Genomic DNA, 24,759 nt, shown 5'->3' with positions numbered 1-24,759 from the left:
AGTGGGGGGGGTCAGCCTGCCGCCTTGGGCCGGGTGATGTCGTACTTGCCCGCCGCGAACTCGGTTACCGTCCAGCCCAGCGCGACCAGCTCCGGCAACGCCTCGCGCACCCGCTGGCGGCGCTTGCGCATGGTCGAACCACTGGCCTCTGACGGCCAGACATAGCCGCACAAGGTATCTATGGAAGCCTTGCCGGTTTTGCCGGGGTCGATCCAGCCACACAGCCGCTGGTGCAGCAGGCGGGCGGTTTCGCTGTCCAGCGCCCGCACCTCGTCCATGCTGATGCGCACATGCTGGCCGCCACCCATGACGGCCTGCGCGATCAAGGGGTTCAGGGCCACGTACAGGCGCCCGTCCGCCTCGTCGCTGGCGTACTCCGACAGCAGCCGAAACCCCTGCCGCTTGCGGCCATTCTGGGCGATGATGGATACCTTCCAAAGGCGCTCGATGCAGTCCTGTATGTGCTTGAGCGCCCCACCACTATCGACCTCTGCCCCGATTTCCTTTGCCAGCGCCCGATAGCTACCTTTGACCACCATGGCATCAGCGGTGACGGCCTCCCACTTGGGTTCCAGGAACAGCCGGAGCTGCCGTCCGCCTTCGGTCTTGGGTTCCGGGCCAAGCACTAGGCCATTAGGCCCAGCCATGGCCACCAGCCCTTGCAGGATGCGCAGATCATCAGCGCCCAGCGGCTCCGGGCCGCTGAACTCGATCCGCTTGCCGTCGCCGTAGTCATACGTCACGTCCAGCTTGCTGCGCTTGCGCTCGCCCCGCTTGAGGGCACGGAACAGGCCGGGGGCCAGACAGTGCGCCGGGTCGTGCCGGACGTGGCTGAGGCTGTGCTTGTTCTTAGGCTTCACCACGGGGCACCCCCTTGCTCTTGCGCTGCCTCTCCAGCACGGCGGGCTTGAGCACCCCGCCGTCATGCCGCCTGAACCACCGATCAGCGAACGGTGCGCCATAGTTGGCCTTGCTCACACCGAAGCGGACGAAGAACCGGCGCTGGTCGTCGTCCACACCCCATTCCTCGGCCTCGGCGCTGGTCATGCTCGACAGGTAGGACTGCCAGCGGATGTTATCGACCAGTACCGAGCTGCCCCGGCTGGCCTGCTGCTGGTCGCCTGCGCCCATCATGGCCGCGCCCTTGCTGGCATGGTGCAGGAACACGATAGAGCACCCGGTATCGGCGGCGATGGCCTCCATGCGACCGATGACCTGGGCCATGGGGCCGCTGGCGTTTTCTTCCTCGATGTGGAACCGGCGCAGCGTGTCCAGCACCATCAGGCGGCGGCCCTCGGCGGCGCGCTTGAGGCCGTCGAACCACTCCGGGGCCATGATGTTGGGCAGGCTGCCGATCAGCGGCTGGATCAGCAGGCCGTCAGCCACGGCTTGCCGTTCCTCGGCGCTGAGGTGCGCCCCAAGGGCGTGCAGGCGGTGATGAATGGCGGTGGGCGGGTCTTCGGCGGGCAGGTAGATCACCGGGCCGGTGGGCAGTTCGCCCACCTCCAGCAGATCCGGCCCGCCTGCAATCTGTGCGGCCAGTTGCAGGGCCAGCATGGATTTACCGGCACTGTTGCAAAGTTAGCGATGAGGCAGCCTTTTGTCTTATTCAAAGGCCTTACATTTCAAAAACTCTGCTTACCAGGCGCATTTCGCCCAGGGGATCACCATAATAAAATGCTGAGGCCTGGCCTTTGCGTAGTGCACGCATCACCTCAATACCTTTGATGGTGGCGTAAGCCGTCTTCATGGATTTAAATCCCAGCGTGGCGCCGATTATCCGTTTCAGTTTGCCATGATCGCATTCAATCACGTTGTTCCGGTACTTAATCTGTCGGTGTTCAACGTCAGACGGGCACCGGCCTTCGCGTTTGAGCAGAGCAAGCGCGCGACCATAGGCGGGCGCTTTATCCGTGTTGATGAATCGCGGGATCTGCCACTTCTTCACGTTGTTGAGGATTTTACCCAGAAACCGGTATGCAGCTTTGCTGTTACGACGGGAGGAGAGATAAAAATCGACAGTGCGGCCCCGGCTGTCGACGGCCCGGTACAGATACGCCCAGCGGCCATTGACCTTCACGTAGGTTTCATCCATGTGCCACGGGCAAAGATCGGAAGGGTTACGCCAGTACCAGCGCAGCCGTTTTTCCATTTCAGGCGCATAACGCTGAACCCAGCGGTAAATCGTGGAGTGATCGACATTCACTCCGCGTTCAGCCAGCATCTCCTGCAGCTCACGGTAACTGATGCCGTATTTGCAGTACCAGCGTACGGCCCACAGAATGATGTCACGCTGAAAATGCCGGCCTTTGAATGGGTTCATGTGCAGCTCCATCAGCAAAAGGGGATGATAAGTTTATCACCACCGACTATTTGCAACAGTGCCCTGTTTAGAGTACTATATGCGCCTGCAACAGTGGGCCACCGAAAATATTAAAAAACTGCTTTATCTCGCGGGGGATGACGCGGTGATTAATTACGGGAAAATGCGGCTGGAATTTTTGCAGAAAGCACTGGCGCAGGATACCTCCGGTGACTTCTGCTTTCGTGTGCTGCATCCGGAAGTGTCTGGCCCGCCGGATATGAAAAAGGCTTCCGCCGGGTACCGTGACTTTATTATCGGTAACAGAGCGTTGCTGGATCTGGTGAATTCAGCCGGTGAAGGGGCTCCGGTTGCGCATTATTCCGCTGATGAAATTCAGTCATTATTTTCGGCACAAATACAGGGGTCGGTGGATAAATACGGCGATAGTTTCCTGACGGATGATCCGTATGTGCTGGCGGAAGACAAGCTGCAAACCTGTCAGATGGAAATTGATTTAATGGCGGATGTGCTGAGAGCACCGCCCCGTGAATCCGCAGAACTGATCCGCTATGTATTTGCGGATGAGTGGCCGGAATAAATAAAACCGGGCTTAATACAGATTAAGCCCGTATCGGGTATTATTACTGAATACCAGACAGCTTACGGAGGACGGAATGTTACCCATTGAGACAACCAGACTGCCTTCTGATTATTAATATTTTTCACTATTAATCAGAAGGAATAACCATGAATTTTACCCGGATTGACCTGAATACCTGGAATCGCAGGGAACATTTTGCCCTTTATCGTCAGCAGATTAAATGCGGATTCAGCCTGACCACCAAACTCGATATTACCGCTTTGCGTACTGCACTGGCGAAAACCGGTTATAAGTTTTATCCGCTGATGATTTACCTGATCTCCCGGGCTGTTAATCAGTTTCCGGAGTTCCGGATGGCAATGAAAGATAATGAACTGATTTACTGGGAACAGTCAGACCCGGTCTTTACTGTCTTTCATAAAGAAACCGAAACATTCTCCGCACTGTCCTGCCGTTATTTTCCGGATCTCAGTGAGTTTATGGCGGGTTATAACGCGGTAACAGCAGAATATCAGCATGATACCAGGTTGTTTCCGCAGGGAAATTTACCGGAGAATCACCTGAATATATCATCGTTACCCTGGGTGAGTTTTGACGGATTTAATCTGAATATCACCGGAAATGATGATTATTTTTCCCCGGTTTTTACAATGGCAAAGTTTCAGCAGGAAGGTGACCGCGTACTATTACCTGTTTCTGTACAGGTTCATCATGCAGTCTGTGATGGTTTTCATGCAGCAAGGTTTATCAATACACTTCAGCTGATGTGTGATAACATACTGAAATAAATTAATTAATTCTGTATTTAAGCCACCGTATCCGGCAGGATTGGTGGCTTTTTTTTATATTTTAACCGTAATCTGTAATTTCGTTTCAGAAGGCACTGTTGCAAAGTTAGCGATGAGGCAGCCTTTTGTCTTATTCAAAGGCCTTACATTTCAAAAACTCTGCTTACCAGGCGCATTTCGCCCAGGGGATCACCATAATAAAATGCTGAGGCCTGGCCTTTGCGTAGTGCACGCATCACCTCAATACCTTTGATGGTGGCGTAAGCCGTCTTCATGGATTTAAATCCCAGCGTGGCGCCGATTATCCGTTTCAGTTTGCCATGATCGCATTCAATCACGTTGTTCCGGTACTTAATCTGTCGGTGTTCAACGTCAGACGGGCACCGGCCTTCGCGTTTGAGCAGAGCAAGCGCGCGACCATAGGCGGGCGCTTTATCCGTGTTGATGAATCGCGGGATCTGCCACTTCTTCACGTTGTTGAGGATTTTACCCAGAAACCGGTATGCAGCTTTGCTGTTACGACGGGAGGAGAGATAAAAATCGACAGTGCGGCCCCGGCTGTCGACGGCCCGGTACAGATACGCCCAGCGGCCATTGACCTTCACGTAGGTTTCATCCATGTGCCACGGGCAAAGATCGGAAGGGTTACGCCAGTACCAGCGCAGCCGTTTTTCCATTTCAGGCGCATAACGCTGAACCCAGCGGTAAATCGTGGAGTGATCGACATTCACTCCGCGTTCAGCCAGCATCTCCTGCAGCTCACGGTAACTGATGCCGTATTTGCAGTACCAGCGTACGGCCCACAGAATGATGTCACGCTGAAAATGCCGGCCTTTGAATGGGTTCATGTGCAGCTCCATCAGCAAAAGGGGATGATAAGTTTATCACCACCGACTATTTGCAACAGTGCCGTAAGCTGCACCTCAAACCCCCGGATCAGGCTCTCCAGGCCATGCAGAAAGGCCTGCTCACCATCATCACTGTCCATAATCTGCAGCGCTTCCCGCAATAGCGGCGGCAGGTTTTCGTCCGGTGCTGCAGGGCGGTCGGTCAGGGCGGCAGTATGCTCCTGCTGCTCCAGTACGGCACCAAGGGTAAAATGACTGACCGCTGAAATCGCATATAACCCGTCGCGCAGTGAAAAGCCGTTTTCTGTCATAAAGCGTAACTGGGTTTCCACCGTATCATACTGTTTTTCATCAGGGCGGGTGCCGAGGTGCACTTTTGCCCCGTCACGGTAACGCAGCAGCGCCCGGCGGAAACTCATTGCATTATTGCGCAGAAATGACTGCCAGGATTCCCCCGCCGCAGGCAGTGAATAATCATGATGACGCGCCAGGATCTCCACCGCCAGCGCATCCAGTAACGCCCGTTTATTTTTCACATGCCAGTAAAGTGTCGGCTGTTCTATTCCCAGCTTCTGCGCCAGCTTGCGGGTCGTCAGCCCGTCAATCCCTGTCTCATTCAGCAGTTCCAGTGCCGCATCAATAACCGATTCTCTGTTCAGCCGTGCCATGACCGTCTCCTCCGATTTTCAGATTGACACTCTATCATTGATAGGGATATATTCCAACTCTATCAATGATAGGGAATTAACACAGGATCTGAAAAATGAATAAACCCGCTGTCATCGCGCTGGTGATTACACTGCTGGACGCGATGGGAATTGGTCTGATCATGCCGGTATTACCGTCACTGCTGCGGGAATATCTCCCGGAAGCGGATGTGGCAAACCATTACGGCATTCTGCTGGCGCTGTATGCGGTGATGCAGGTCTGTTTTGCTCCGCTGCTGGGCAGATGGTCAGATAAGCTGGGGCGCAGACCGGTGCTGCTGTTATCCCTGGCGGGTGCCGCGTTTGATTACACACTGCTGGCACTGTCCAATGTGCTGTGGATGTTGTATCTCGGGCGGATTATCTCCGGGATCACTGGTGCCACCGGCGCGGTTGCGGCTTCGGTAGTGGCGGACAGCACGGCGGTCAGCGAGCGTACCGCCTGGTTCGGCCGTCTCGGTGCGGCCTTTGGTGCCGGGCTGATTGCCGGGCCGGCTATCGGCGGACTGGCGGGGGATATCTCACCGCATCTGCCGTTTGTCATTGCGGCAATACTGAATGCCTGCACCTTTCTGATGGTCTTTTTTATCTTTAAACCGGCGGTACAGACAGAAGAAAAACCGGCGGAGCAGAAACAAGAAAGCGCAGGTATCAGCTTTATCACACTGCTTAAACCTCTGGCGCTGTTGCTGTTTGTCTTTTTTACCGCGCAGCTTATCGGGCAGATCCCGGCCACTGTCTGGGTATTGTTTACGGAGAGCCGCTTTGCCTGGGACAGCGCGGCGGTCGGTTTTTCACTGGCGGGACTCGGGGCGATGCATGCACTGTTTCAGGCGATGGTTGCCGGGGCGCTGGCAAAACGGCTGAGTGAGAAAACCATTATTTTCGCCGGATTTATTGCCGATGCCACCGCGTTTTTACTGATGTCTGCTATCACTTCCGGATGGATGGTGTATCCGGTCCTGATCCTGCTGGCAGGCGGCGGAATTGCACTGCCTGCATTGCAGGGCATTATCTCTGCCGGGGCATCGGCGGCAAATCAGGGAAAACTACAGGGTGTGCTGGTCAGCCTGACCAATCTGACCGGCGTGGCGGGCCCGCTGCTGTTTGCTTTTATTTTCAGTCAGACACAGCAGAGTGCGGACGGTACGGTGTGGCTGATTGGCACGGCACTGTACGGTCTGCTGCTGGCAATCTGTCTGCTGATCAGAAAACCGGCACCGGTGGCGGCCACCTGCTGACCGGCGCTATACAGGCAGCGCTGTTGTGCGGTATGGTGGACGGCATTCGTGCTTATCGCCTGCCATGATAAGCCTCAGACACAGAGGAACCGTTATGAAATCACGCGCAGCAGTCGCCTTCGGGCCGGGTTTACCCCTTGAAATTGTTGAAATTGATGTGGCACCGCCGAAGAAAGGTGAAGTGCTGGTGAAAATCAGTCACACCGGGGTATGCCATACCGATGCCTACACGCTTTCCGGTGATGATCCGGAAGGTCTGTTCCCGGTGGTGCTCGGCCATGAAGGTGCCGGGGTGGTGGTTGAGGTCGGTGAGGGCGTGACCAGTGTGAAACCGGGCGACCATGTGATCCCGCTGTACACCGCCGAGTGCGGCGAGTGTGATTTCTGTACCTCCGGTAAAACCAACCTCTGTGTTGCCGTCCGCGAAACCCAGGGCAAAGGCGTGATGCCGGACGGCACCAGCCGTTTTTCGTATAACGGTCAGCCGCTCTATCACTATATGGGCTGCTCGACATTCAGCGAATATACCGTTGTGGCGGAAGTATCACTGGCGAAAATCAATCCGCAGGCCAATGCGGAGCAGGTTTGCCTGCTCGGCTGCGGCGTGACCACCGGGATCGGCGCGGTACACAATACCGCGAAGGTACAGGAAGGGGATTCTGTGGCGGTATTCGGCCTCGGCGGTATCGGGCTGGCCGTGGTGCAGGGCGCACGTCAGGCAAAAGCGGGGCGCATCTTTGCCATCGATACCAATCCATCCAAGTTTGAGCTGGCAAAACAGTTCGGCGCCACAGACTGCATTAATCCCAATGATTATGACAAACCTGTTCAGCAGGTGCTGGTCGAAATGACCAAATGGGGTGTGGATCATACCTTTGAATGTATCGGCAATGTCAATGTGATGCGGTCGGCGCTGGAAAGTGCGCACCGTGGCTGGGGGCAGTCGGTAATTATCGGGGTGGCGGGTGCCGGAAAAGAGATTTCAACCCGTCCGTTCCAGCTGGTGACCGGCCGGGTCTGGAAAGGCACGGCGTTCGGCGGCGTGAAAGGGCGTACCCAGTTGCCGGGAATGGTGGAAGATGCCATGAGCGGCAAAATCGAGCTGGCGCCGTTTGTCACGCACACCATGGAACTGGATAAAATCAATGAAGCTTTTGATTTGATGCACGACGGCAAATCCATCCGCACAGTCATTCATTACTGATAACGTATTCAGGGAGATACTATGGAACGGATTGAACATCACGTCTGTTTCGGCGGCAGCCAGGAAGTCTGGCGTCACCACTCTGCGGTGACCGGCACGCCGATGACTTTTTCCGTGTTTCTGCCGCCGCAGGCAAAAACAGAGAAATGTCCTGTGCTGTACTGGCTTTCCGGGCTGACCTGCAACGAGCAGAATTTTATCACCAAAGCCGGGGCACAGCGTTACGCAGCGGAACACGGCCTGGTGATTGTCGCGCCGGATACCAGTCCGCGCGGCAGTCAGGTGGCGGATGATAAAGAGTACGATCTCGGCCAGGGTGCCGGGTTTTATGTCAATGCCACACAGGAGCCGTGGAAAGCGCATTATCAGATGTATGATTATATTCTGAATGAGCTGCACACCCTGGTAAGCGGGCATTTCGGCACATCGGAAAAACGGGCACTGTTGCAAAGTTAGCGATGAGGCAGCCTTTTGTCTTATTCAAAGGCCTTACATTTCAAAAACTCTGCTTACCAGGCGCATTTCGCCCAGGGGATCACCATAATAAAATGCTGAGGCCTGGCCTTTGCGTAGTGCACGCATCACCTCAATACCTTTGATGGTGGGGAGCCCGCAGAATTCGGAAAAAATCGTACGCTAAGGTTTTCCGGGCATCCGTAAGGGCCGAAACTTCCCGTCTTCCAGTCTGCGGCTCTGCCGCCAGACGTAATCGCCGGTTAGGTTGATGTGCTCCCAGCCCAGCGGCGACAGGAATTGCAGCAGCTCGCCGTCCACCGGCTTGCCGGCCTCGACCAACCCCTGGGTGGCGCGTTCCAGGTACACCGTGTTCCACAGCACGATAGCCGCCGTCACCAGGTTGAGGCCGCTGGCCCGGTAGCGCTGCTGCTCGAAGCTCCGATCCCTGATTTCCCCAAGGCGGTTGAAGAACACCGCCCTGGCCAGCGAGTTGCGCGCCTCACCTTTGTTCAGGCCGGCATGCACGCGGCGGCGCAGTTCAACACTTTGCAGCCAGTCCAGGATGAACAGCGTGCGCTCGATCCGGCCCAGCTCGCGCAGGGCCACGGCCAGTCCGTTCTGGCGCGGGTAGCTGCCGAGCTTGCGCAGCATCAGCGAGGCGGTGACGGTGCCCTGCTTGATCGAGCTGGCCAGGCGCAGGATGTCGTCCCAGTGGGCACGCACGTGCTTGATGTTCAGGGTGCCGCCGATCAGCGGGCGCAACGTCGGGTAGGCTTGCACGCCCTGCGGCACGTACAGCTTGGTTTCGCCGAGGTCGCGGATGCGCGGCGCGAAGCGGAAGCCTAGCAGGTGCATCAGGGCAAAGACGTGATCGGTGAAGCCGGCCGTGTCGGTGTAGTGCTCCTCGATCCGCAGGTCGGACTCGTGGTACAGCAGGCCGTCGAGCACATAGGTGGAATCGCGGACGCCGACATTCACCACGCGGGTGCTGAACGGCGCGTACTGGTCGGAGATATGGGTATAGAACAGCCGTCCCGGCTCGCTACCGTACTTCGGGTTGACGTGCCCGGTGCTCTCGCCCCGGCCACCCGCGCGGAAGCGCTGGCCATCGGAGGATGAGGTCGTGCCGTCGCCCCAGTGGGCGGCAAAGGCGTGGCGATACTGGTGGTTGACCAGCTCGGCCAAGGCCGCCGAATAGGTTTCGTCGCGGATGTGCCAGGCTTGCAGCCAGGACAGCTTGGCGTAGGTCAGGCCGGGGCTCGACTCGGCCATCTTGGTCAGCCCGAGGTTGATCGCATCACCGAGGATTGCGGACAGCAGCAACGTCCTGTCTTTGGCCTCGGCCCCGTCCTTCAAGTGGGTGAAGTGGCGGCTGAAGCCCGTCCAGTCGTCCACGTCCATCAGCAGTTCGGTGATCTTGATGCGCGGCAGTAACTGGCTGGTTTGGTCGATCAGCGCCTGCGCCCGATCCGGCACCGCCGCATCCAGCGGGGTGATTTTCAGCCCTGACTCGGTGAGGATGGCATCGGGCAGCTCGTTGTCCTTGGCCAGGCGGGTGACGGTGGCCAACTGCTCGTCCAGCAGCTGCAAACGCTCTTCCAGGTACTGGTCGCTGTTCGGGTTGATCGCCAGGGGCAGGGCCTGCTCGCGCTTGAGTGCGGCGAACTTCTCGGCCGGCAGCAGGTAGTCGTCGAAGTGGCACTGTTGCAAATAGTCGGTGGTGATAAACTTATCATCCCCTTTTGCTGATGGAGCTGCACATGAACCCATTCAAAGGCCGGCATTTTCAGCGTGACATCATTCTGTGGGCCGTACGCTGGTACTGCAAATACGGCATCAGTTACCGTGAGCTGCAGGAGATGCTGGCTGAACGCGGAGTGAATGTCGATCACTCCACGATTTACCGCTGGGTTCAGCGTTATGCGCCTGAAATGGAAAAACGGCTGCGCTGGTACTGGCGTAACCCTTCCGATCTTTGCCCGTGGCACATGGATGAAACCTACGTGAAGGTCAATGGCCGCTGGGCGTATCTGTACCGGGCCGTCGACAGCCGGGGCCGCACTGTCGATTTTTATCTCTCCTCCCGTCGTAACAGCAAAGCTGCATACCGGTTTCTGGGTAAAATCCTCAACAACGTGAAGAAGTGGCAGATCCCGCGATTCATCAACACGGATAAAGCGCCCGCCTATGGTCGCGCGCTTGCTCTGCTCAAACGCGAAGGCCGGTGCCCGTCTGACGTTGAACACCGACAGATTAAGTACCGGAACAACGTGATTGAATGCGATCATGGCAAACTGAAACGGATAATCGGCGCCACGCTGGGATTTAAATCCATGAAGACGGCTTACGCCACCATCAAAGGTATTGAGGTGATGCGTGCACTACGCAAAGGCCAGGCCTCAGCATTTTATTATGGTGATCCCCTGGGCGAAATGCGCCTGGTAAGCAGAGTTTTTGAAATGTAAGGCCTTTGAATAAGACAAAAGGCTGCCTCATCGCTAACTTTGCAACAGTGCCTTTAAGCGTGCATAATAAGCCCTACACAAATTGGGAGTTAGACATCATGAGCAACGCAAAAACAAAGTTAGGCATCACAAAGTACAGCATCGTGACCAACAGCAACGATTCCGTCACACTGCGCCTCATGACTGAGCATGACCTTGCGATGCTCTATGAGTGGCTAAATCGATCTCATATCGTCGAGTGGTGGGGCGGAGAAGAAGCACGCCCGACACTTGCTGACGTACAGGAACAGTACTTGCCAAGCGTTTTAGCGCAAGAGTCCGTCACTCCATACATTGCAATGCTGAATGGAGAGCCGATTGGGTATGCCCAGTCGTACGTTGCTCTTGGAAGCGGGGACGGACGGTGGGAAGAAGAAACCGATCCAGGAGTACGCGGAATAGACCAGTTACTGGCGAATGCATCACAACTGGGCAAAGGCTTGGGAACCAAGCTGGTTCGAGCTCTGGTTGAGTTGCTGTTCAATGATCCCGAGGTCACCAAGATCCAAACGGACCCGTCGCCGAGCAACTTGCGAGCGATCCGATGCTACGAGAAAGCGGGGTTTGAGAGGCAAGGTACCGTAACCACCCCATATGGTCCAGCCGTGTACATGGTTCAAACACGCCAGGCATTCGAGCGAACACGCAGTGATGCCTAACCCTTCCATCGAGGGGGACGTCCAAGGGCTGGCGCCCTTGGCCGCCCCTCATGTCAAACGTTGGGCGAACCCGGAGCCTCATTAATTGTTAGCCGTTAAAATTAAGCCCTTTACCAAACCAATACTTATTATGAAAAACACAATACATATCAACTTCGCTATTTTTTTAATAATTGCAAATATTATCTACAGCAGCGCCAGTGCATCAACAGATATCTCTACTGTTGCATCTCCATTATTTGAAGGAACTGAAGGTTGTTTTTTACTTTACGATGCATCCACAAACGCTGAAATTGCTCAATTCAATAAAGCAAAGTGTGCAACGCAAATGGCACCAGATTCAACTTTCAAGATCGCATTATCACTTATGGCATTTGATGCGGAAATAATAGATCAGAAAACCATATTCAAATGGGATAAAACCCCCAAAGGAATGGAGATCTGGAACAGCAATCATACACCAAAGACGTGGATGCAATTTTCTGTTGTTTGGGTTTCGCAAGAAATAACCCAAAAAATTGGATTAAATAAAATCAAGAATTATCTCAAAGATTTTGATTATGGAAATCAAGACTTCTCTGGAGATAAAGAAAGAAACAACGGATTAACAGAAGCATGGCTCGAAAGTAGCTTAAAAATTTCACCAGAAGAACAAATTCAATTCCTGCGTAAAATTATTAATCACAATCTCCCAGTTAAAAACTCAGCCATAGAAAACACCATAGAGAACATGTATCTACAAGATCTGGATAATAGTACAAAACTGTATGGGAAAACTGGTGCAGGATTCACAGCAAATAGAACCTTACAAAACGGATGGTTTGAAGGGTTTATTATAAGCAAATCAGGACATAAATATGTTTTTGTGTCCGCACTTACAGGAAACTTGGGGTCGAATTTAACATCAAGCATAAAAGCCAAGAAAAATGCGATCACCATTCTAAACACACTAAATTTATAAAAAATCTAATGGCAAAATCGCCCAACCCTTCAATCAAGTCGGGACGGCCAAAAGCAAGCTTTTGGCTCCCCTCGCTGGCGCTCGGCGCCCCTTATTTCAAACGTTAGACGGCAAAGTCACAGACCGCGGGATCTCTTATGACCAACTACTTTGATAGCCCCTTCAAAGGCAAGCTGCTTTCTGAGCAAGTGAAGAACCCCAATATCAAAGTTGGGCGGTACAGCTATTACTCTGGCTACTATCATGGGCACTCATTCGATGACTGCGCACGGTATCTGTTTCCGGACCGTGATGACGTTGATAAGTTGATCATCGGTAGTTTCTGCTCTATCGGGAGTGGGGCTTCCTTTATCATGGCTGGCAATCAGGGGCATCGGTACGACTGGGCATCATCTTTCCCGTTCTTTTATATGCAGGAAGAACCTGCATTCTCAAGCGCACTCGATGCCTTCCAAAAAGCAGGTAATACTGTCATTGGCAATGACGTTTGGATCGGCTCTGAGGCAATGGTCATGCCCGGAATCAAGATCGGGCACGGTGCGGTGATAGGCAGCCGCTCGTTGGTGACAAAAGATGTGGAGCCTTACGCTATCGTTGGCGGCAATCCCGCTAAGAAGATTAAGAAACGCTTCACCGATGAGGAAATTTCATTGCTTCTGGAGATGGAGTGGTGGAATTGGTCACTGGAGAAGATCAAAGCGGCAATGCCCATGCTGTGCTCGTCTAATATTGTTGGCCTGCACAAGTATTGGCTCGAGTTTGCCGTCTAACAATTCAATCAAGCCGATGCCGCTTCGCGGCACGGCTTATTTCAGGCGTTATGCAGCCAAATCCCAACAATTAAGGGTCTTAAAATGGTAAAAGATTGGATTCCCATCTCTCATGATAATTACAAGCAGGTGCAAGGACCGTTCTATCATGGAACCAAAGCCAATTTGGCGATTGGTGACTTGCTAACCACAGGGTTCATCTCTCATTTCGAGGACGGTCGTATTCTTAAGCACATCTACTTTTCAGCCTTGATGGAGCCAGCAGTTTGGGGAGCTGAACTTGCTATGTCACTGTCTGGCCTCGAGGGTCGCGGCTACATATACATAGTTGGGCACTGTTGCAAAGTTAGCGATGAGGCAGCCTTTTGTCTTATTCAAAGGCCTTACATTTCAAAAACTCTGCTTACCAGGCGCATTTCGCCCAGGGGATCACCATAATAAAATGCTGAGGCCTGGCCTTTGCGTAGTGCACGCATCACCTCAATACCTTTGATGGTGGCGTAAGCCGTCTTCATGGATTTAAATCCCAGCGTGGCGCCGATTATCCGTTTCAGTTTGCCATGATCGCATTCAATCACGTTGTTCCGGTACTTAATCTGTCGGTGTTCAACGTCAGACGGGCACCGGCCTTCGCGTTTGAGCAGAGCAAGCGCGCGACCATAGGCGGGCGCTTTATCCGTGTTGATGAATCGCGGGATCTGCCACTTCTTCACGTTGTTGAGGATTTTACCCAGAAACCGGTATGCAGCTTTGCTGTTACGACGGGAGGAGAGATAAAAATCGACAGTGCGGCCCCGGCTGTCGACGGCCCGGTACAGATACGCCCAGCGGCCATTGACCTTCACGTAGGTTTCATCCATGTGCCACGGGCAAAGATCGGAAGGGTTACGCCAGTACCAGCGCAGCCGTTTTTCCATTTCAGGCGCATAACGCTGAACCCAGCGGTAAATCGTGGAGTGATCGACATTCACTCCGCGTTCAGCAAGCATCTCCTGCAGCTCACGGTAACTGATGCCGTATTTGCAGTACCAGCGTACGGCCCACAGAATGATGTCACGCTGAAAATGCCGGCCTTTGAATGGGTTCATGTGCAGCTCCATCAGCAAAAGGGGATGATAAGTTTATCACCACCGACTATTTGCAACAGTGCCGTAATTATTTAGGATATAGCTCTGTGATTTAGTCTTTTTAGGGCGTTTATTTATGTCTTTATGCTGTAATGTCGGTGCTGATTTGGTCTTCAATAAGGCGATTTTTAGCCCGCTTTTTCCGGGGGGATGAAATGTTATTGGATTGCTAAATGATTTCAAAAAAGGGGTAACATAGAGCGGGGATTAGTGTGGCGAGGCGCAGGTTTCCGATGGCAGGCTAAACGCAAAAAATGCGCTTTTTAGCCGGTGATGAGGTGAGGCCGGGAGGGGATGCGTCGCCGATCACAGTTTACAACAGGGTTTGATAACGGGAGGAAAAGTCATGCTGCAGGGATTGAATCATCTGACGCTGGCGGTCAGCGATCTGGCGTCAAGCCTGGCATTTTATCAGCAGTTACCTGGAATGCGCCTGCACGCCAGCTGGGATAGCGGAGCCTATCTCTCCTGTGGGGCGCTGTGGCTGTGCTTGTCGCTGGATGAGCAGCGGCGTAAAACGCCCCCTCAGGAAAGCGACTATACCCACTACGCCTTCAGCGTGGCGGAAGAAGAGTTTGCCGGGGTGGTGGCTCTGCTGGCGCAGGCGGGGGCTGAGGTATGGAAAGATAACCGCAGTGAAGGGGCGTCTTACTATTTTCTCGACCCTGACGGCCATAAGCTGGAGCTGCATGTGGGGAATCTGGCGCAGCGGCTGGCCGCCTGTCGCGAACGCCCCTACAAGGGGATGGTCTTTTTTGATTGACGGGTTAGTTCAGCTTACTGCCGGATTTCAACGTGCAGATCCACAGCGGTGAATTGATAGAGCTGAGCAAGATAGCCTTTTCGTTGAGCTTCTGAGCGTTGAGAAACAGCCCGTCGTGGCTGTCGGACATCTCGCGCATAAAGTAGTCGAAAATCACGTTCGGCGATTCATCAATCGAGGAGGCGCTCGATTCCCACTGATTGATGCGGTAATGACGCTCGGTGGCCGAGATGCGTTTGCTGCTGTAGGTAAACTTCACGTAGCGTTGCAGGTAGAGCCAGCCGGCGGCGGAGTCGGTGTAACCTTCGACCACCATCGAGCCTTTACCCTGCGCGCCAAAATTGAAGTGAATATTGCCGTTAACGTTCTCTTTGTCCATGTTCTCAAAGCGCATGATGCCCTTAGTGGAACAGCTCATGACACCCGCGTTGTCGGCAGGCAGCAGCCGCCAGGCGCTAAACGCGGCGGCGGCAATAAATACCAGAACGCAGAGGGCAAAGAACGGACGCGGCGCGAGTCTCATTACGGCTTCCAGGAGTAGTAAAAGTAGTTATCGCAATAGCTGAACGGGTTATCTTCATGCATGGCGCAGTGGGCAAGGAACACGCGCCCCAGCCCGTTGGTTTCGAGCCGATCGCCGTAGAAGAAAAGAAAACGTTCACCGGGTTTACAGGCAATATTCAGCCGCTGGCGTACCTCATCGAAGTTTTTGCCGTAGGACTCTTCACTGACCGAACGTCGCATTTCATCGCTGGCCAGCAGTTCGCACTGGCTATGGCTGAGGCGGGTCAGCGCGATAGGCTGGGATTCACTGATGCCGACCAGACTGAAGGCAACCAGAAGCAGGGCAATGGTGAGCAAGCAGGCTCCGGCCATGTACCAGCACATCCCGCGAGCATGTGCGGAGCGCGGTGCGTCTGGCGTTGTCGTAACGGGCGGCGGTTCGGCAGGCGTCTGTTGTGGTGAAACCGGCGGCGCGTCGTCCAGCGCTTCGATAATGACCTCGGGATTAAGCTGCAAATAGCCGCGCGAGACGGTGACGATGATGTTATCGACGCCGTAATGGCGAAAGGTCTTCCGCAGCATGCTGAGATACTGATTCAGATTGCTGTTGGATGAGGTTAATCCATTGTCATCCCAGACTTTTTTCAGAACATCTTCCCGGCTGACAATCTCGGTATGGCGCAGAAAATAGTTAAACAGGGCGCTGGCGGTGAGGGATAGCTGGCTGTCCGGTTCATCGCTTTGCGGCAGCGTCAGGGTTCCGTCGGTGGCGTCGTAGATAAAACGGGCATTGATGTTGTAGCGCATCGCGGCCTCAGTCTGTGCTTCACGCGGGAAGCGTCATTTTATTCAGGGAGTCAACCAGCGCGCGACGGTGGTCGGCGCTCATGGTGATCCCTTCCGTCAACTCCGAAAGCCAGATGCCGTCAGCGGCGTAGCGCACCAGCGTGCCGGTTGGGCTGTTATCCAGCTCATCGCCCTGCGCCAGTTTCTCCAGCATCCAGTCGCGCCAGCATTTGCGCAGCACCGGTTCATCGGGCATTGCCAGCTTGGCGAGCGCGATGCCCTCGCGCTGCCGCTCGCGGATCAAGGCGCGTTCGAACTCGGCGAACGCGCCCATTACCGACAGCATCAGGTTCGCCATCGGCGAGTCCTCGCCGGTGAAGGTCAAATGCTCCTTAAGGAACTCGATGCGTACGCCGCGCTGGGTGAGGCCCTGCACCAGGCGGCGCAGGTCGTCGAGGTTGCGCGCCAGACGATCCATGCTGTGCACCACGACCGTGTCGCCTTCGCGTATTCGTTAAAGGAGAAGAAGGTAGAGAAACTACAGAACTGTATACAAAATTAGTTAAATGGGAAAAAGACAGAAGATTTGTCGTATCTCGCGTACTGAAACCAGAAAAAGAAAGAGCACAATTATCACTTTTAGAAGGTTCCGAATACGACTACTTTTTCTTTGTAACAAATACTACCTTGCTTTCTGAAAAAGTAGTTATATACTATGAAAAGCGTGGTAATGCTGAAAACTATATCAAAGAAGCCAAATACGACATGGCGGTGGGTCATCTCTTGCTAAAGTCATTTTGGGCGAATGAAGCCGTGTTTCAAATGATGATGCTTTCATATAACCTATTTTTGTTGTTCAAGTTTGATTCCTTGGACTCTTCAGAATACAGACAGCAAATAAAGACCTTTCGTTTGAAGTATGTATTTCTTGCAGCAAAAATAATCAAAACCGCAAGATATGTAATCATGAAGTTGTCGGAAAACTATCCGTACAAGGGAGTGTATGAAAAATGTCTGGTATAATAAGAATATCATCAATAAAATTGAGTGTTGCTCTGTGGATAACTTGCAGAGTTTATTAAGTATCATTGCAGCAAAGATGAAATCAATGATTTATCAAAAATGATTGAAAGGTGGTTGTAAATAATGTTACAATGTGTGAGAAGCAGTCTAAATTCTTCGTGAAATAGTGATTTTTGAAGCTAATAAAAAACACACGTGGAATTTAGGGAATACTGATGTAACACGGATTGACCGTATTGGGAGTTTGAGATGGTGACAAAGAGAGTGCAACGGATGATGTTCGCGGCGGCGGCGTGCATTCCGCTGCTGCTGGGCAGCGCGCCGCTTTATGCGCAGACGAGTGCGGTGCAGCAAAAGCTGGCGGCGCTGGAGAAAAGCAGCGGAGGGCGGCTGGGCGTCGCGCTCATCGATACCGCAGATAATACGCAGGTGCTTTATCGCGGTGATGAACGCTTTCCAATGTGCAGTACCAGTAAAGTTATGGCGGCCGCGGCGGTGCTTAAGCAGAGTGAAACGCAAAAGCAGCTGCTTAATCAGCCTGTCGAGATCAAGCCTGCCGATCTGGTTAACTACAATCCGATTGCCGAAAAACACGTCAACGGCACAATGACGCTGGCAGAACTGAGCGCGGCCGCGTTGCAGTACAGCGACAATACCGCCATGAACAAATTGATTGCCCAGCTCGGTGGCCCGGGAGGCGTGACGGCTTTTGCCCGCGCGATCGGCGATGAGACGTTTCGTCTGGATCGCACTGAACCTACGCTGAATACCGCCATTCCCGGCGACCCGAGAGACACCACCACGCCGCGGGCGATGGCGCAGACGTTGCGTCAGCTTACGCTGGGTCATGCGCTGGGCGAAACCCAGCGGGCGCAGTTGGTGACGTGGCTCAAAGGCAATACGACCGGCGCAGCCAGCATTCGGGCCGGCTTACCGACGTCGTGGACTGTGGGTGATAAGACCGGCAGCGGCGACTACGGCACCACCAATGATATTGCGGTGATCTGGCCGCAGGGTCGTGCGCCGCTGGTTCTGGTGACCTATTTTACCCAGCCGCAACAGAACGCAGAGAGCCGCCGCGATGTGCTGGCTTCAGCGGCGAGAATCATCGCCGAAGGGCTGTAACTGGTTTTGTTGAATAAATCGAACTTTTGCTGAGTTGAAGGATCAGATCACGTATCTTCCCGACAACGCAGACCGTTCCGTGGCAAAGCAAAAGTTCAAAATCACCAACTGGCCCACCTACAATAAAGCCCTCATCAACCGTGGCTCCATAACTTTCTGGCTGGATGATGAAGCTATTCAGGCCTGGTATGAGTCAGCAACACCTTCTTCACGAGGCAGACCTCAGCGCTATTCTGACCTTGCCATCACGACTGTGCTGGTCATTAAACGCGTATTCAGGCTGACCCTGCGCGCTGCGCAGGGCTTTATTGATTCCATTTTTTCTCTGATGAACGTTCCGCTACGCTGCCCGGATTACAGCTGTGTCAGCAGGCGGGCAAAGTCGGTTAATATCAGTTTCAAAACGCCCACCCGGGGTGAAATCGCACACCTGGTAATTGATTCCACCGGGCTGAAGGTCTTCGGTGAAGGCGAGTGGAAAGTCAAAAAGCATGGCCAGGAACGCCGTCGTATATGGCGTAAGCTGCATCTGGCAGTTGACAGTAAAACACATGAAATCATCTGCGCTGACCTGTCGCTGAACAACGTTACGGACTCAGAGGCCTTCCCCGGGTTAATCCGGCAAACCCACCGGAAAATCAGGTCAGCCGCCGCCGATGGAGCTTACGATACCCGGCTCTGTCACGATGAACTGCGGCGTAAGAAAATCAGCGCGCTTATCCCGCCCCGAAAAGGTGCGGGTTACTGGCCCGGTGAATATGCAGACCGTAACCGTGCAGTGGCTAATCAGCGAATGACCGGGAGTAATGCGCGGTGGAAATGGACAACAGATTACAACCGTCGCTCGATAGCGGAAACGGCGATGTACCGGGTAAAACAGCTGTTCGGGGGTTCACTGACGCTGCGTGACTACGATGGTCAGGTTGCGGAGGCTATGGCCCTGGTACGAGCGCTGAACAAAATGACGAAAGCAGGTATGCCTGAAAGCGTGCGTATTGCCTGAAAACACAACCCGCTACGGGGGAGACTTACCCGAAATCTGATTTATTCAACAAAGCCACGCGCTGGACACACCACGATGACAGCGGTTTTATCCCTTACGCCATCACCACCGGCCTTGATTACGAGGCGATGACCGAACAGCGCAAAGGCTATGAGAACTTTGTTTATCAGAACGGCGTTTACGATCTCGGCACCAAAGGTGATATGCGACGTAACGAACGTAACCTGATGTGGAACCTCGATCCCTACATTCAAACGCACTGGCAGCTCACCTCAGCCCTGGGGCTGGACGCCGGGGCGCGCTATAGCTCGGTATGGTTTGATTCCAACGATCGTTATGTTGTAGGTAAAAATGGTGATGATAGCGGCGAAGCGAGCTATCACAAGTGGCTTCCGGCGGCAGCGCTGAAGTATGCCATGACGCCGCAGTGGAACGTTTACCTCTCTGCCGGGAGGGGATTTGAAACGCCGACCATTAACGAGCTGTCCTATCGTCCCGATGGTCAGTCCGGGCTTAACTTTGCTCTGCAACCGGCCACTAACACCACCGTTGAAGCAGGCAGTAAATGGCAGGTGGGCACCGGGATGGCGAGCCTGAGCGTCTTCAATACGGACACGAAAAATGAAATTGTCGTTGCCGCCAGCGACAATGGCCGTACGTCCTATCAGAACGCGGGCAAGACGCGCCGCCGCGGGGTCGAACTGGGATGGGATCAGCAATTTGCGCCCGCCTGGCGCGCCAAACTGGCGTGGACGCTGCTGGATGCGACCTACCGTGAAAACGCCGGCGATGCTATTCAGAGCGGCAATCGGATCCCGGGGATTGCACGTAATAGCGCCTATGCCTCCTTTGGCTGGGTGCCGGAAGAGGGATGGTACGCTGGCGCTGAAGTCCGCTATATGAGCGATATTCAGGTCAACGATGCCAATAGCGAGCAGGCTCCAGCCTATACGGTGACGGCACTGAATACCGGCTATAAATATGTGCTAGATAACTGGACCGTCGACCTCTATACGCGCGTTGATAACCTGTTTGATAAGCGCTACGTCGGCTCTGTTATCGTCAACGAGAGCAACGGACGCTATTATGAACCGGCGCCGGGCCGTAACTATGGCGTTGGGCTATCGGTCAGCTATCAGTTTGATTCGCTGTAACAATACGGCTGCCGGAGAGTGCTATTGAGGTGAGGCTCCGGCAGCGGGTAAAGGCGTTGATTCCTGGGAATACAATTGATGAATTCGTTGCTTGTGAGGTGAGTGTAGAATAACTTTTGGCTTTAATTAAATATTTGCATCCAAGAGATTCTATCGTTTCGATAATTTTTTCATCAAAGTAGCCACTATCCATTCGAAATAAAATTTCTAAATCGTCTGATTTGATGTTAGCAACAATTTCTTTGATCATTTCCGCAGCACCGTTTGCAGTGTAAGTATTGCCACTTCTTACAAATCCGGTAACATATGCTTTTAATTCGTCGCAAAATGCAAATTGGATATTGTAGCATCGGTTTCCCAGTTTCTTAGGATTATATCCTTTTGACGCACCTTCTTGATGACCTTCTACGTTAATTACACTACTATCAATATCAATCGTAATGGATGTCAATTTACTTTTAGTGAGCAGTTTTTTAAAGACTTTAAAATTAATGTCTCTAAACATTTGGGTTGTCTTGAAGTTGAAGTTTCCTAGAAACCGTGACACTGTTTCAGGTTCTTTTACGGAAATATCAAACTCGTTGACGAGGGGATCATTTTGAAGTAGCTTTAGACGTTCTAACTTATCAATGCCAATGAAGTGACCGCAGAGCATGGTCTTTATATGATTCATCTTGATTTTATTTGTTGAGTCATTATCAAATACGAGGTCATTTTCAATAAAATCAAAAATCCCATTGCTTTTTGCATTCTCAAGGAGCAGAAAAAGACCTGCATTTGATGTTAGATTCTTAGCTTTGAAATCAATTTTATTAATCATAATTAGAACCCCTTTTTACTACTTTTCTTACTATTATTTTACCATATATCGAGTCATAAAAGCTGATAATTTAACATATTTTTGAGCACTTTTCTTTCACCCAATGGGTGAAAGCTGAATTTCGAAGGAATGCATATTTATCAAGGCTTTGATTATGCTTTTTGAAGTACTGACGTAGAATCTAGGATGTAGGGTTATGCCTTCGATGGCGACCACTTCAACCTTGCTGCCCGCCGCGAGGTCGTCCTCGGCAATCACCGGCCATGAGCTATCGCCGACGCGCACGTGGCCGCGACCGTTGATCAGCGCGGTTTCCAGCGTGAAGCGACGACCGATCAGCTGTAGCCCACGCTGATTGAGCTGGGCATCTGCGGGTTTCTGGCGCTTGACGCTGTTACGCAACCAGCGTGACCACAGCCAGGCCGCCAGCAGGGTCAGCACGGCGAACAGCGTTCCCTGCCACTCCCAGCTAAACGGTAGCATCCAGATTAACAAGCCGGTAATGACCCCCGCGATGCCGCTCCACAGCAGATAACCGTTGCCGCCAAGCATTTCCGCCGCCAGCAGCAACCCGCCGAGGCTGAGCCAGAAAATATGCGGATGGGCAATAATCATCTCAATCATGATTTTTTCCGGTCGCCAGCGCCTTCTTTAATCAGCTCGCTAATCCCGGCGATGGAGCCCATCAGGCTGGTGGCATCCAGTGGCATCAGCACCACTTTACTGTTGTTGGCGGCACCAATCTGTTGTAGCGCATCGGTATATTTCTGCGCGACAAAGTAGTTGATTGCCTGAATATCGCCTTCGGCAATCGCCGTAGAAACCATCTGTGTGGCTCGAGCTTCCGCTTCCGCAGAACGTTCGCGGGCCTCTGCCTGTAAAAACGCTGACTGACGCTCACCTTCGGCTTTAAGAATCTGTGATTGCTTTTCACCTTCCGCTTTCAGGATCTCAGCCTGACGCACCCCTTCGGCCTCAAGGATATAGGCACGTTTGGTTCGTTCGGCTTTCATCTGAGCATTCATTGAGGCAATCAGCTCAGCCGGTGGGCGCACGTCGCGGATCTCCACGCGGGTGATTTTGATCCCCCACGGGTTAGTCGCTTCATCGACAATATGCAGCAGGCGGGTATTGATGCTGTCGCGCTGGGAGAGCATTTCATCCAGTTCCATGGAGCCCAGTACGGTACGAATGTTGGTCATGGTCAGGTTGATGATCGCTAGCTCAAGGTTGCTAACCTCATAGGCGGCTTTTGGCGCGTCGATGACCTGAATAAAGCACACCGCATCAATAGTAACGTTGGCGTTATCGCGCGAAATGACCTCCTGCGAAGGGATGTCAAGGACCTGCTCCATCATGTTAATTTTGCGCCCGACACGATCCATAAACGGCACAACAAGGTTTAAGCCGGGTTGTAGCGTTTTTGTATAACGACCAAAGCGTTCGACGGTCCACTGGAATCCCTGAGGGACGATTTTTACACCGGCAATAACGATAACCAGTGCGACGAAAATAAGAATGGGGATAAAAATCAGCATCAAAAACCTCCTGTCTTGTTGCCTGTTGGCGCACCGAGAGCGTGGCGCATGTTTAACCAGAGTATATCTTTCTGCGCATCCAGGTGAAAGAAAACTGGAGTAAACTAGCATCGTTGTGGAAAAAATAGGAAGAATAATGACGGAAAGTAACGCTATTTTGCACCTGGAAGGTGTGGGGTTTCAGGCCGACGATGTGGTGATTCTCAACGAGGTTAATCTTCAGCTCAGGGCCGGGGAATTTAAACTGATTACCGGACCTTCCGGTTGTGGGAAAAGCACGCTATTAAAAATTATTGCCTCCCTTCTCAGTCCAACCTCAGGGCGGATTTTTTTTGAAGGTAAGGATATTAATACGTTATCGCCGGAAACCTACCGCCAGCAGGTTTCGTACTGTGCGCAGACTCCCGCACTGTTTGGTGATTCGGTGTATGACAATCTGGTCTTTCCGTGGCAAATCCGTAATAAACAGCCGGATCAGAAAGCACTGGTGGCCGATCTGTTGCGCTTTGGGCTGGCGGAAAACACGCTGGAAAAATCAATCAATGAACTTTCCGGCGGCGAAAAACAGCGCGTGTCATTGATTCGTAATCTGCAATTTTTACCGCAGGTGCTGCTATTAGATGAAATTACCAGCGCGCTGGACGAGAGTAATAAAAGCAATGTGAATGACATTATTCATCGCTATGTGACGGAAAAAAATATTGCCGTGTTGTGGGTGACTCACGATCAAAATGAAATCGCTCATGCGGATGAGGTGATTACGCTCCAGCCTGTCACGGGGAAAGTTCAGGAGGTGAAAAGTGAACGGGCATAATATTACCAATGAGTCGCTGGCGTTATCCATGCTTCTGGTGCTGGTGGCGATTGTGGTCAGCTACCGGGAAAAGCTGGCGCTGGAAAAAGATATTATCTGGAGTATTTGCCGGGCGATTGTGCAACTGATTATCGTCGGCTACGTACTGAAATATATCTTTAACGTCAATCATGCCGTACTGACCCTGCTGATGGTGCTGTTTATCTGTTTTAACGCGGCGTGGAATGCGAAAAAACGCAGTAAATATATCGATAAAGCCTTTGTCTCCTCGTTTATCGCGATAACGACCGGTGCCGGGTTAACGCTGGCGGTGCTGGTCTTTTCCGGGTCGATTGCTTTTGTGCCGATGCAGGTGATCCCGATTGCCGGGATGGTCGCTGGAAACGCAATGGTGGCGGTGGGGCTGTGCTACAACAATATGGGCCAGCGTTTTAGCAGCGAGCAGCAGCAGATTCAGGAGAAATTGAGCCTGGGGGCGACGCCGAAGATGGCCTCGGCAAGGCTGATTCGCGATAGCATTCGCGCCGCGCTGATCCCAACAGTCGATTCCGCAAAAACGGTTGGGCTGGTGAGTTTGCCTGGGATGATGTCGGGCTTGATTTTTGCCGGAATTGACCCGGTAAAAGCGATTAAGTATCAGATTATGGTGACGTTTATGCTGCTATCGACCGCCAGTCTGTCAACGATTATCGCCGGGTATCTGACCTATCGGAAGTTCTTTAACGCTCGCCATCAGCTGGTGGTAACGCAGTTGAAAAAGCGCCCGTAGCTTTCCCCGGGTTGCGGCGTAAACGCCTTACCCGGGCTACCGGCCCGCAGACAGCGGTGAACTCGTAGCCCGGTCAGCGCAGCGCCACCGGGAAAATGCCACGCCTGGGTATCAGACCCGGCACATTTCCCGGAGGCGATGCTGCGCATCTGTCCGGGCTACCGGCCCGCAGACAACGGTGAACCCGTAGCCCGGTCAGCGCAGCGCCACCGGGAAAATGCCACGCCTGGGTATCAGACCCGGCACATTTCCCGGAGGCGATGCTGCGCATCTGTCCGGGCTGCCGGCC

At 53.1% G+C, this 24,759-nt stretch carries 21 protein-coding genes and 10 pseudogenes; 17 read left to right on the top strand and 14 right to left on the bottom strand.

The features are described 5' to 3' along the window. Positions 1 to 11: 11 nt before the first annotated feature. The 3 genes and pseudogenes from repC to DA718_RS21515 form a co-directional block, all read right to left on the bottom strand. Positions 12 to 863 carry a replication protein C, IncQ-type gene (repC, locus tag DA718_RS21530; RefSeq protein WP_000240536.1) on the bottom strand — a complete coding sequence of 284 codons (852 nt, stop codon included), beginning with the start codon at positions 861 to 863 and terminating at the stop codon, positions 12 to 14. After that, positions 850 to 1,569: pseudogene (locus tag DA718_RS21525) on the bottom strand (helicase RepA family protein); the annotation flags it as partial. The pseudogene DA718_RS21525 and the gene repC, both read right to left, overlap by 14 nt. A 49-nt stretch (positions 1,570 to 1,618) precedes the next feature. Further along, a complete protein-coding gene (locus tag DA718_RS21515) occupies positions 1,619 to 2,323 on the bottom strand; it encodes an IS6-like element IS26 family transposase (protein WP_001067855.1) in 705 nt (234 codons plus the stop codon). 79 nt (positions 2,324 to 2,402) lie between these two features. On the opposite strand from DA718_RS21515, the gene DA718_RS21510 reads away from it, so the two are divergent. Then, positions 2,403 to 2,903 (top strand): hypothetical protein, encoded by a 501-nt coding sequence (locus tag DA718_RS21510; RefSeq protein WP_001239317.1) that lies wholly within the window; start codon positions 2,403 to 2,405, stop codon positions 2,901 to 2,903. Positions 2,904 to 3,052: 149 nt separating this feature from the next. Next, positions 3,053 to 3,694, top strand: a complete 642-nt coding sequence (locus tag DA718_RS21505) for a type A-2 chloramphenicol O-acetyltransferase CatII (protein WP_001011939.1) — start codon at positions 3,053 to 3,055, stop codon at positions 3,692 to 3,694. A 143-nt stretch (positions 3,695 to 3,837) separates the two neighbouring features. On the opposite strand, the gene DA718_RS21495 is transcribed toward DA718_RS21505, so the two are convergent. Both DA718_RS21495 and tetR(D) read right to left on the bottom strand, forming a co-directional pair. Further along, positions 3,838 to 4,542 carry an IS6-like element IS26 family transposase gene (locus DA718_RS21495; protein ID WP_001067855.1) on the bottom strand — a complete coding sequence of 235 codons (705 nt, stop codon included), beginning with the start codon at positions 4,540 to 4,542 and terminating at the stop codon, positions 3,838 to 3,840. Between the two features lie 11 nt (positions 4,543 to 4,553). Beyond that, entirely contained in the window at positions 4,554 to 5,210 is a 657-nt protein-coding gene (tetR(D), locus tag DA718_RS21490; RefSeq protein WP_000113282.1) for a tetracycline resistance transcriptional repressor TetR(D), read from the bottom strand. Positions 5,211 to 5,305: 95 nt separating this feature from the next. Here tetR(D) and tet(D) point away from each other — a divergent pair, with 95 nt between their 5' ends. The 3 genes and pseudogenes from tet(D) to DA718_RS21475 all read left to right on the top strand — a co-directional run. Continuing rightward, the gene (tet(D), locus tag DA718_RS21485; protein WP_112217425.1) at positions 5,306 to 6,490 is read left to right on the top strand and encodes a tetracycline efflux MFS transporter Tet(D); all 1,185 of its coding nucleotides are present in this window, start codon (positions 5,306 to 5,308) and stop codon (positions 6,488 to 6,490) included. A gap of 94 nt (positions 6,491 to 6,584) precedes the next feature. Next, a complete protein-coding gene (locus DA718_RS21480; protein WP_000842134.1) occupies positions 6,585 to 7,694 on the top strand; it encodes an S-(hydroxymethyl)glutathione dehydrogenase/class III alcohol dehydrogenase in 1,110 nt (369 codons plus the stop codon). 21 nt (positions 7,695 to 7,715) lie between these two features. Then, positions 7,716 to 8,138 (top strand): annotated as a pseudogene (locus tag DA718_RS21475) (alpha/beta hydrolase-fold protein); the annotation flags it as partial. 45 nt (positions 8,139 to 8,183) lie between these two features. Here DA718_RS21475 and DA718_RS21465 read toward each other — a convergent pair. Together DA718_RS21465 and DA718_RS21460 are read right to left on the bottom strand one after the other, a co-directional pair. Further along, positions 8,184 to 8,297: pseudogene (locus tag DA718_RS21465) on the bottom strand (IS6 family transposase); the annotation flags it as partial. A gap of 33 nt (positions 8,298 to 8,330) precedes the next feature. Beyond that, positions 8,331 to 9,845, bottom strand: a pseudogene (locus tag DA718_RS21460) (Tn3-like element TnAs1 family transposase); the annotation flags it as partial. Positions 9,846 to 9,910: 65 nt separating this feature from the next. Between DA718_RS21460 and DA718_RS21455 the strand changes: the two are divergent. From DA718_RS21455 to DA718_RS21435, 5 genes and pseudogenes are all read left to right on the top strand, one after another. Beyond that, entirely contained in the window at positions 9,911 to 10,615 is a 705-nt protein-coding gene (locus tag DA718_RS21455) for an IS6-like element IS26 family transposase (protein ID WP_001067855.1), read from the top strand. Between the two features lie 143 nt (positions 10,616 to 10,758). Further along, the gene (locus tag DA718_RS21450) at positions 10,759 to 11,313 is read left to right on the top strand and encodes a fluoroquinolone-acetylating aminoglycoside 6'-N-acetyltransferase AAC(6')-Ib-cr5 (protein WP_063840321.1); all 555 of its coding nucleotides are present in this window, start codon (positions 10,759 to 10,761) and stop codon (positions 11,311 to 11,313) included. A 130-nt stretch (positions 11,314 to 11,443) separates the two neighbouring features. Further along, a complete protein-coding gene (locus DA718_RS21445; protein ID WP_001334766.1) occupies positions 11,444 to 12,274 on the top strand; it encodes an oxacillin-hydrolyzing class D beta-lactamase OXA-1 in 831 nt (276 codons plus the stop codon). Between the two features lie 137 nt (positions 12,275 to 12,411). After that, on the top strand, positions 12,412 to 13,044 hold the full coding sequence (locus tag DA718_RS21440; RefSeq protein WP_000186237.1) for a type B-3 chloramphenicol O-acetyltransferase CatB3: 633 nt from the start codon (positions 12,412 to 12,414) through the stop codon (positions 13,042 to 13,044). 84 nt (positions 13,045 to 13,128) lie between these two features. Beyond that, positions 13,129 to 13,374 (top strand): annotated as a pseudogene (locus DA718_RS21435) (NAD(+)--rifampin ADP-ribosyltransferase); the annotation flags it as partial. A gap of 53 nt (positions 13,375 to 13,427) precedes the next feature. On the opposite strand, the gene DA718_RS21430 reads toward DA718_RS21435, so the two are convergent. Next, positions 13,428 to 14,132, bottom strand: coding sequence for an IS6-like element IS26 family transposase (locus DA718_RS21430; protein ID WP_001067855.1), 705 nt, complete (start codon positions 14,130 to 14,132; stop codon positions 13,428 to 13,430). A 385-nt stretch (positions 14,133 to 14,517) separates the two neighbouring features. Here DA718_RS21430 and DA718_RS21425 point away from each other — a divergent pair, with 385 nt between their 5' ends. Further along, positions 14,518 to 14,934: a fosfomycin resistance glutathione transferase FosA3 gene (locus tag DA718_RS21425; protein WP_014839980.1), complete on the top strand. Its 417-nt coding sequence runs from the start codon at positions 14,518 to 14,520 to the stop codon at positions 14,932 to 14,934. A gap of 4 nt (positions 14,935 to 14,938) precedes the next feature. Here DA718_RS21425 and DA718_RS21420 read toward each other — a convergent pair whose 3' ends face one another. The 3 genes and pseudogenes from DA718_RS21420 to DA718_RS30490 all read right to left on the bottom strand — a co-directional run. After that, positions 14,939 to 15,457 carry a FidL-like protein gene (locus tag DA718_RS21420; protein ID WP_014839979.1) on the bottom strand — a complete coding sequence of 173 codons (519 nt, stop codon included), beginning with the start codon at positions 15,455 to 15,457 and terminating at the stop codon, positions 14,939 to 14,941. Beyond that, positions 15,457 to 16,245 carry a winged helix-turn-helix domain-containing protein gene (locus DA718_RS21415; RefSeq protein WP_014839978.1) on the bottom strand — a complete coding sequence of 263 codons (789 nt, stop codon included), beginning with the start codon at positions 16,243 to 16,245 and terminating at the stop codon, positions 15,457 to 15,459. Before DA718_RS21415 ends, DA718_RS21420 begins: the two co-directional genes overlap by 1 nt. Before the next feature lie 19 nt (positions 16,246 to 16,264). Next, positions 16,265 to 16,735, bottom strand: a pseudogene (locus tag DA718_RS30490) (recombinase family protein); the annotation flags it as partial. On the opposite strand from DA718_RS30490, the pseudogene DA718_RS21400 reads away from it, so the two are divergent. From DA718_RS21400 to DA718_RS21385, 4 genes and pseudogenes are all read left to right on the top strand, one after another. Beyond that, positions 16,732 to 17,247: pseudogene (locus DA718_RS21400) on the top strand (IS1380-like element ISEcp1 family transposase); the annotation flags it as partial. The pseudogenes DA718_RS30490 and DA718_RS21400 overlap by 4 nt on opposite strands. 249 nt (positions 17,248 to 17,496) lie before the next feature. Then, entirely contained in the window at positions 17,497 to 18,372 is an 876-nt protein-coding gene (locus tag DA718_RS21395) for an extended-spectrum class A beta-lactamase CTX-M-14 (protein WP_001617865.1), read from the top strand. A 34-nt stretch (positions 18,373 to 18,406) separates the two neighbouring features. Further along, positions 18,407 to 19,375 (top strand): IS5-like element IS903B family transposase, encoded by a 969-nt coding sequence (locus DA718_RS21390; RefSeq protein ID WP_013362812.1) that lies wholly within the window; start codon positions 18,407 to 18,409, stop codon positions 19,373 to 19,375. Positions 19,376 to 19,431: 56 nt separating this feature from the next. Beyond that, positions 19,432 to 20,529: pseudogene (locus tag DA718_RS21385) on the top strand (TonB-dependent receptor domain-containing protein); the annotation flags it as partial. A gap of 67 nt (positions 20,530 to 20,596) precedes the next feature. Here the strand turns inward: DA718_RS21385 and DA718_RS21380 are convergent. The 3 genes and pseudogenes from DA718_RS21380 to DA718_RS21370 form a co-directional block, all read right to left on the bottom strand. Then, positions 20,597 to 21,349 (bottom strand): annotated as a pseudogene (locus DA718_RS21380) (IS1380-like element ISEcp1 family transposase); the annotation flags it as partial. 180 nt (positions 21,350 to 21,529) lie between these two features. Next, a pseudogene (locus DA718_RS21375) lies at positions 21,530 to 21,973 on the bottom strand (NfeD family protein); the annotation flags it as partial. Continuing rightward, positions 21,970 to 22,887 (bottom strand): SPFH domain-containing protein, encoded by a 918-nt coding sequence (locus tag DA718_RS21370; protein ID WP_112217217.1) that lies wholly within the window; start codon positions 22,885 to 22,887, stop codon positions 21,970 to 21,972. The pseudogene DA718_RS21375 and the gene DA718_RS21370, both read right to left, overlap by 4 nt. A 136-nt stretch (positions 22,888 to 23,023) precedes the next feature. Here DA718_RS21370 and fetA point away from each other — a divergent pair, with 136 nt between their 5' ends. Together fetA and fetB are read left to right on the top strand one after the other, a co-directional pair. After that, positions 23,024 to 23,701 (top strand): iron efflux ABC transporter ATP-binding subunit FetA, encoded by a 678-nt coding sequence (gene fetA / locus DA718_RS21365; protein ID WP_112217218.1) that lies wholly within the window; start codon positions 23,024 to 23,026, stop codon positions 23,699 to 23,701. After that, a complete protein-coding gene (gene fetB, locus DA718_RS21360) occupies positions 23,688 to 24,470 on the top strand; it encodes an iron efflux ABC transporter permease subunit FetB (RefSeq protein WP_112217219.1) in 783 nt (260 codons plus the stop codon). Before fetA ends, fetB begins: the two co-directional genes overlap by 14 nt. Positions 24,471 to 24,759 lie beyond the last annotated feature (289 nt).

The organism is Klebsiella huaxiensis, from assembly GCF_003261575.2.
Lineage (GTDB): Bacteria > Pseudomonadota > Gammaproteobacteria > Enterobacterales > Enterobacteriaceae > Klebsiella > Klebsiella huaxiensis.
The sequence above is the reverse complement of the archived record's forward strand: the minus strand, read 5'-3'. Positions and strand labels throughout refer to the sequence as shown.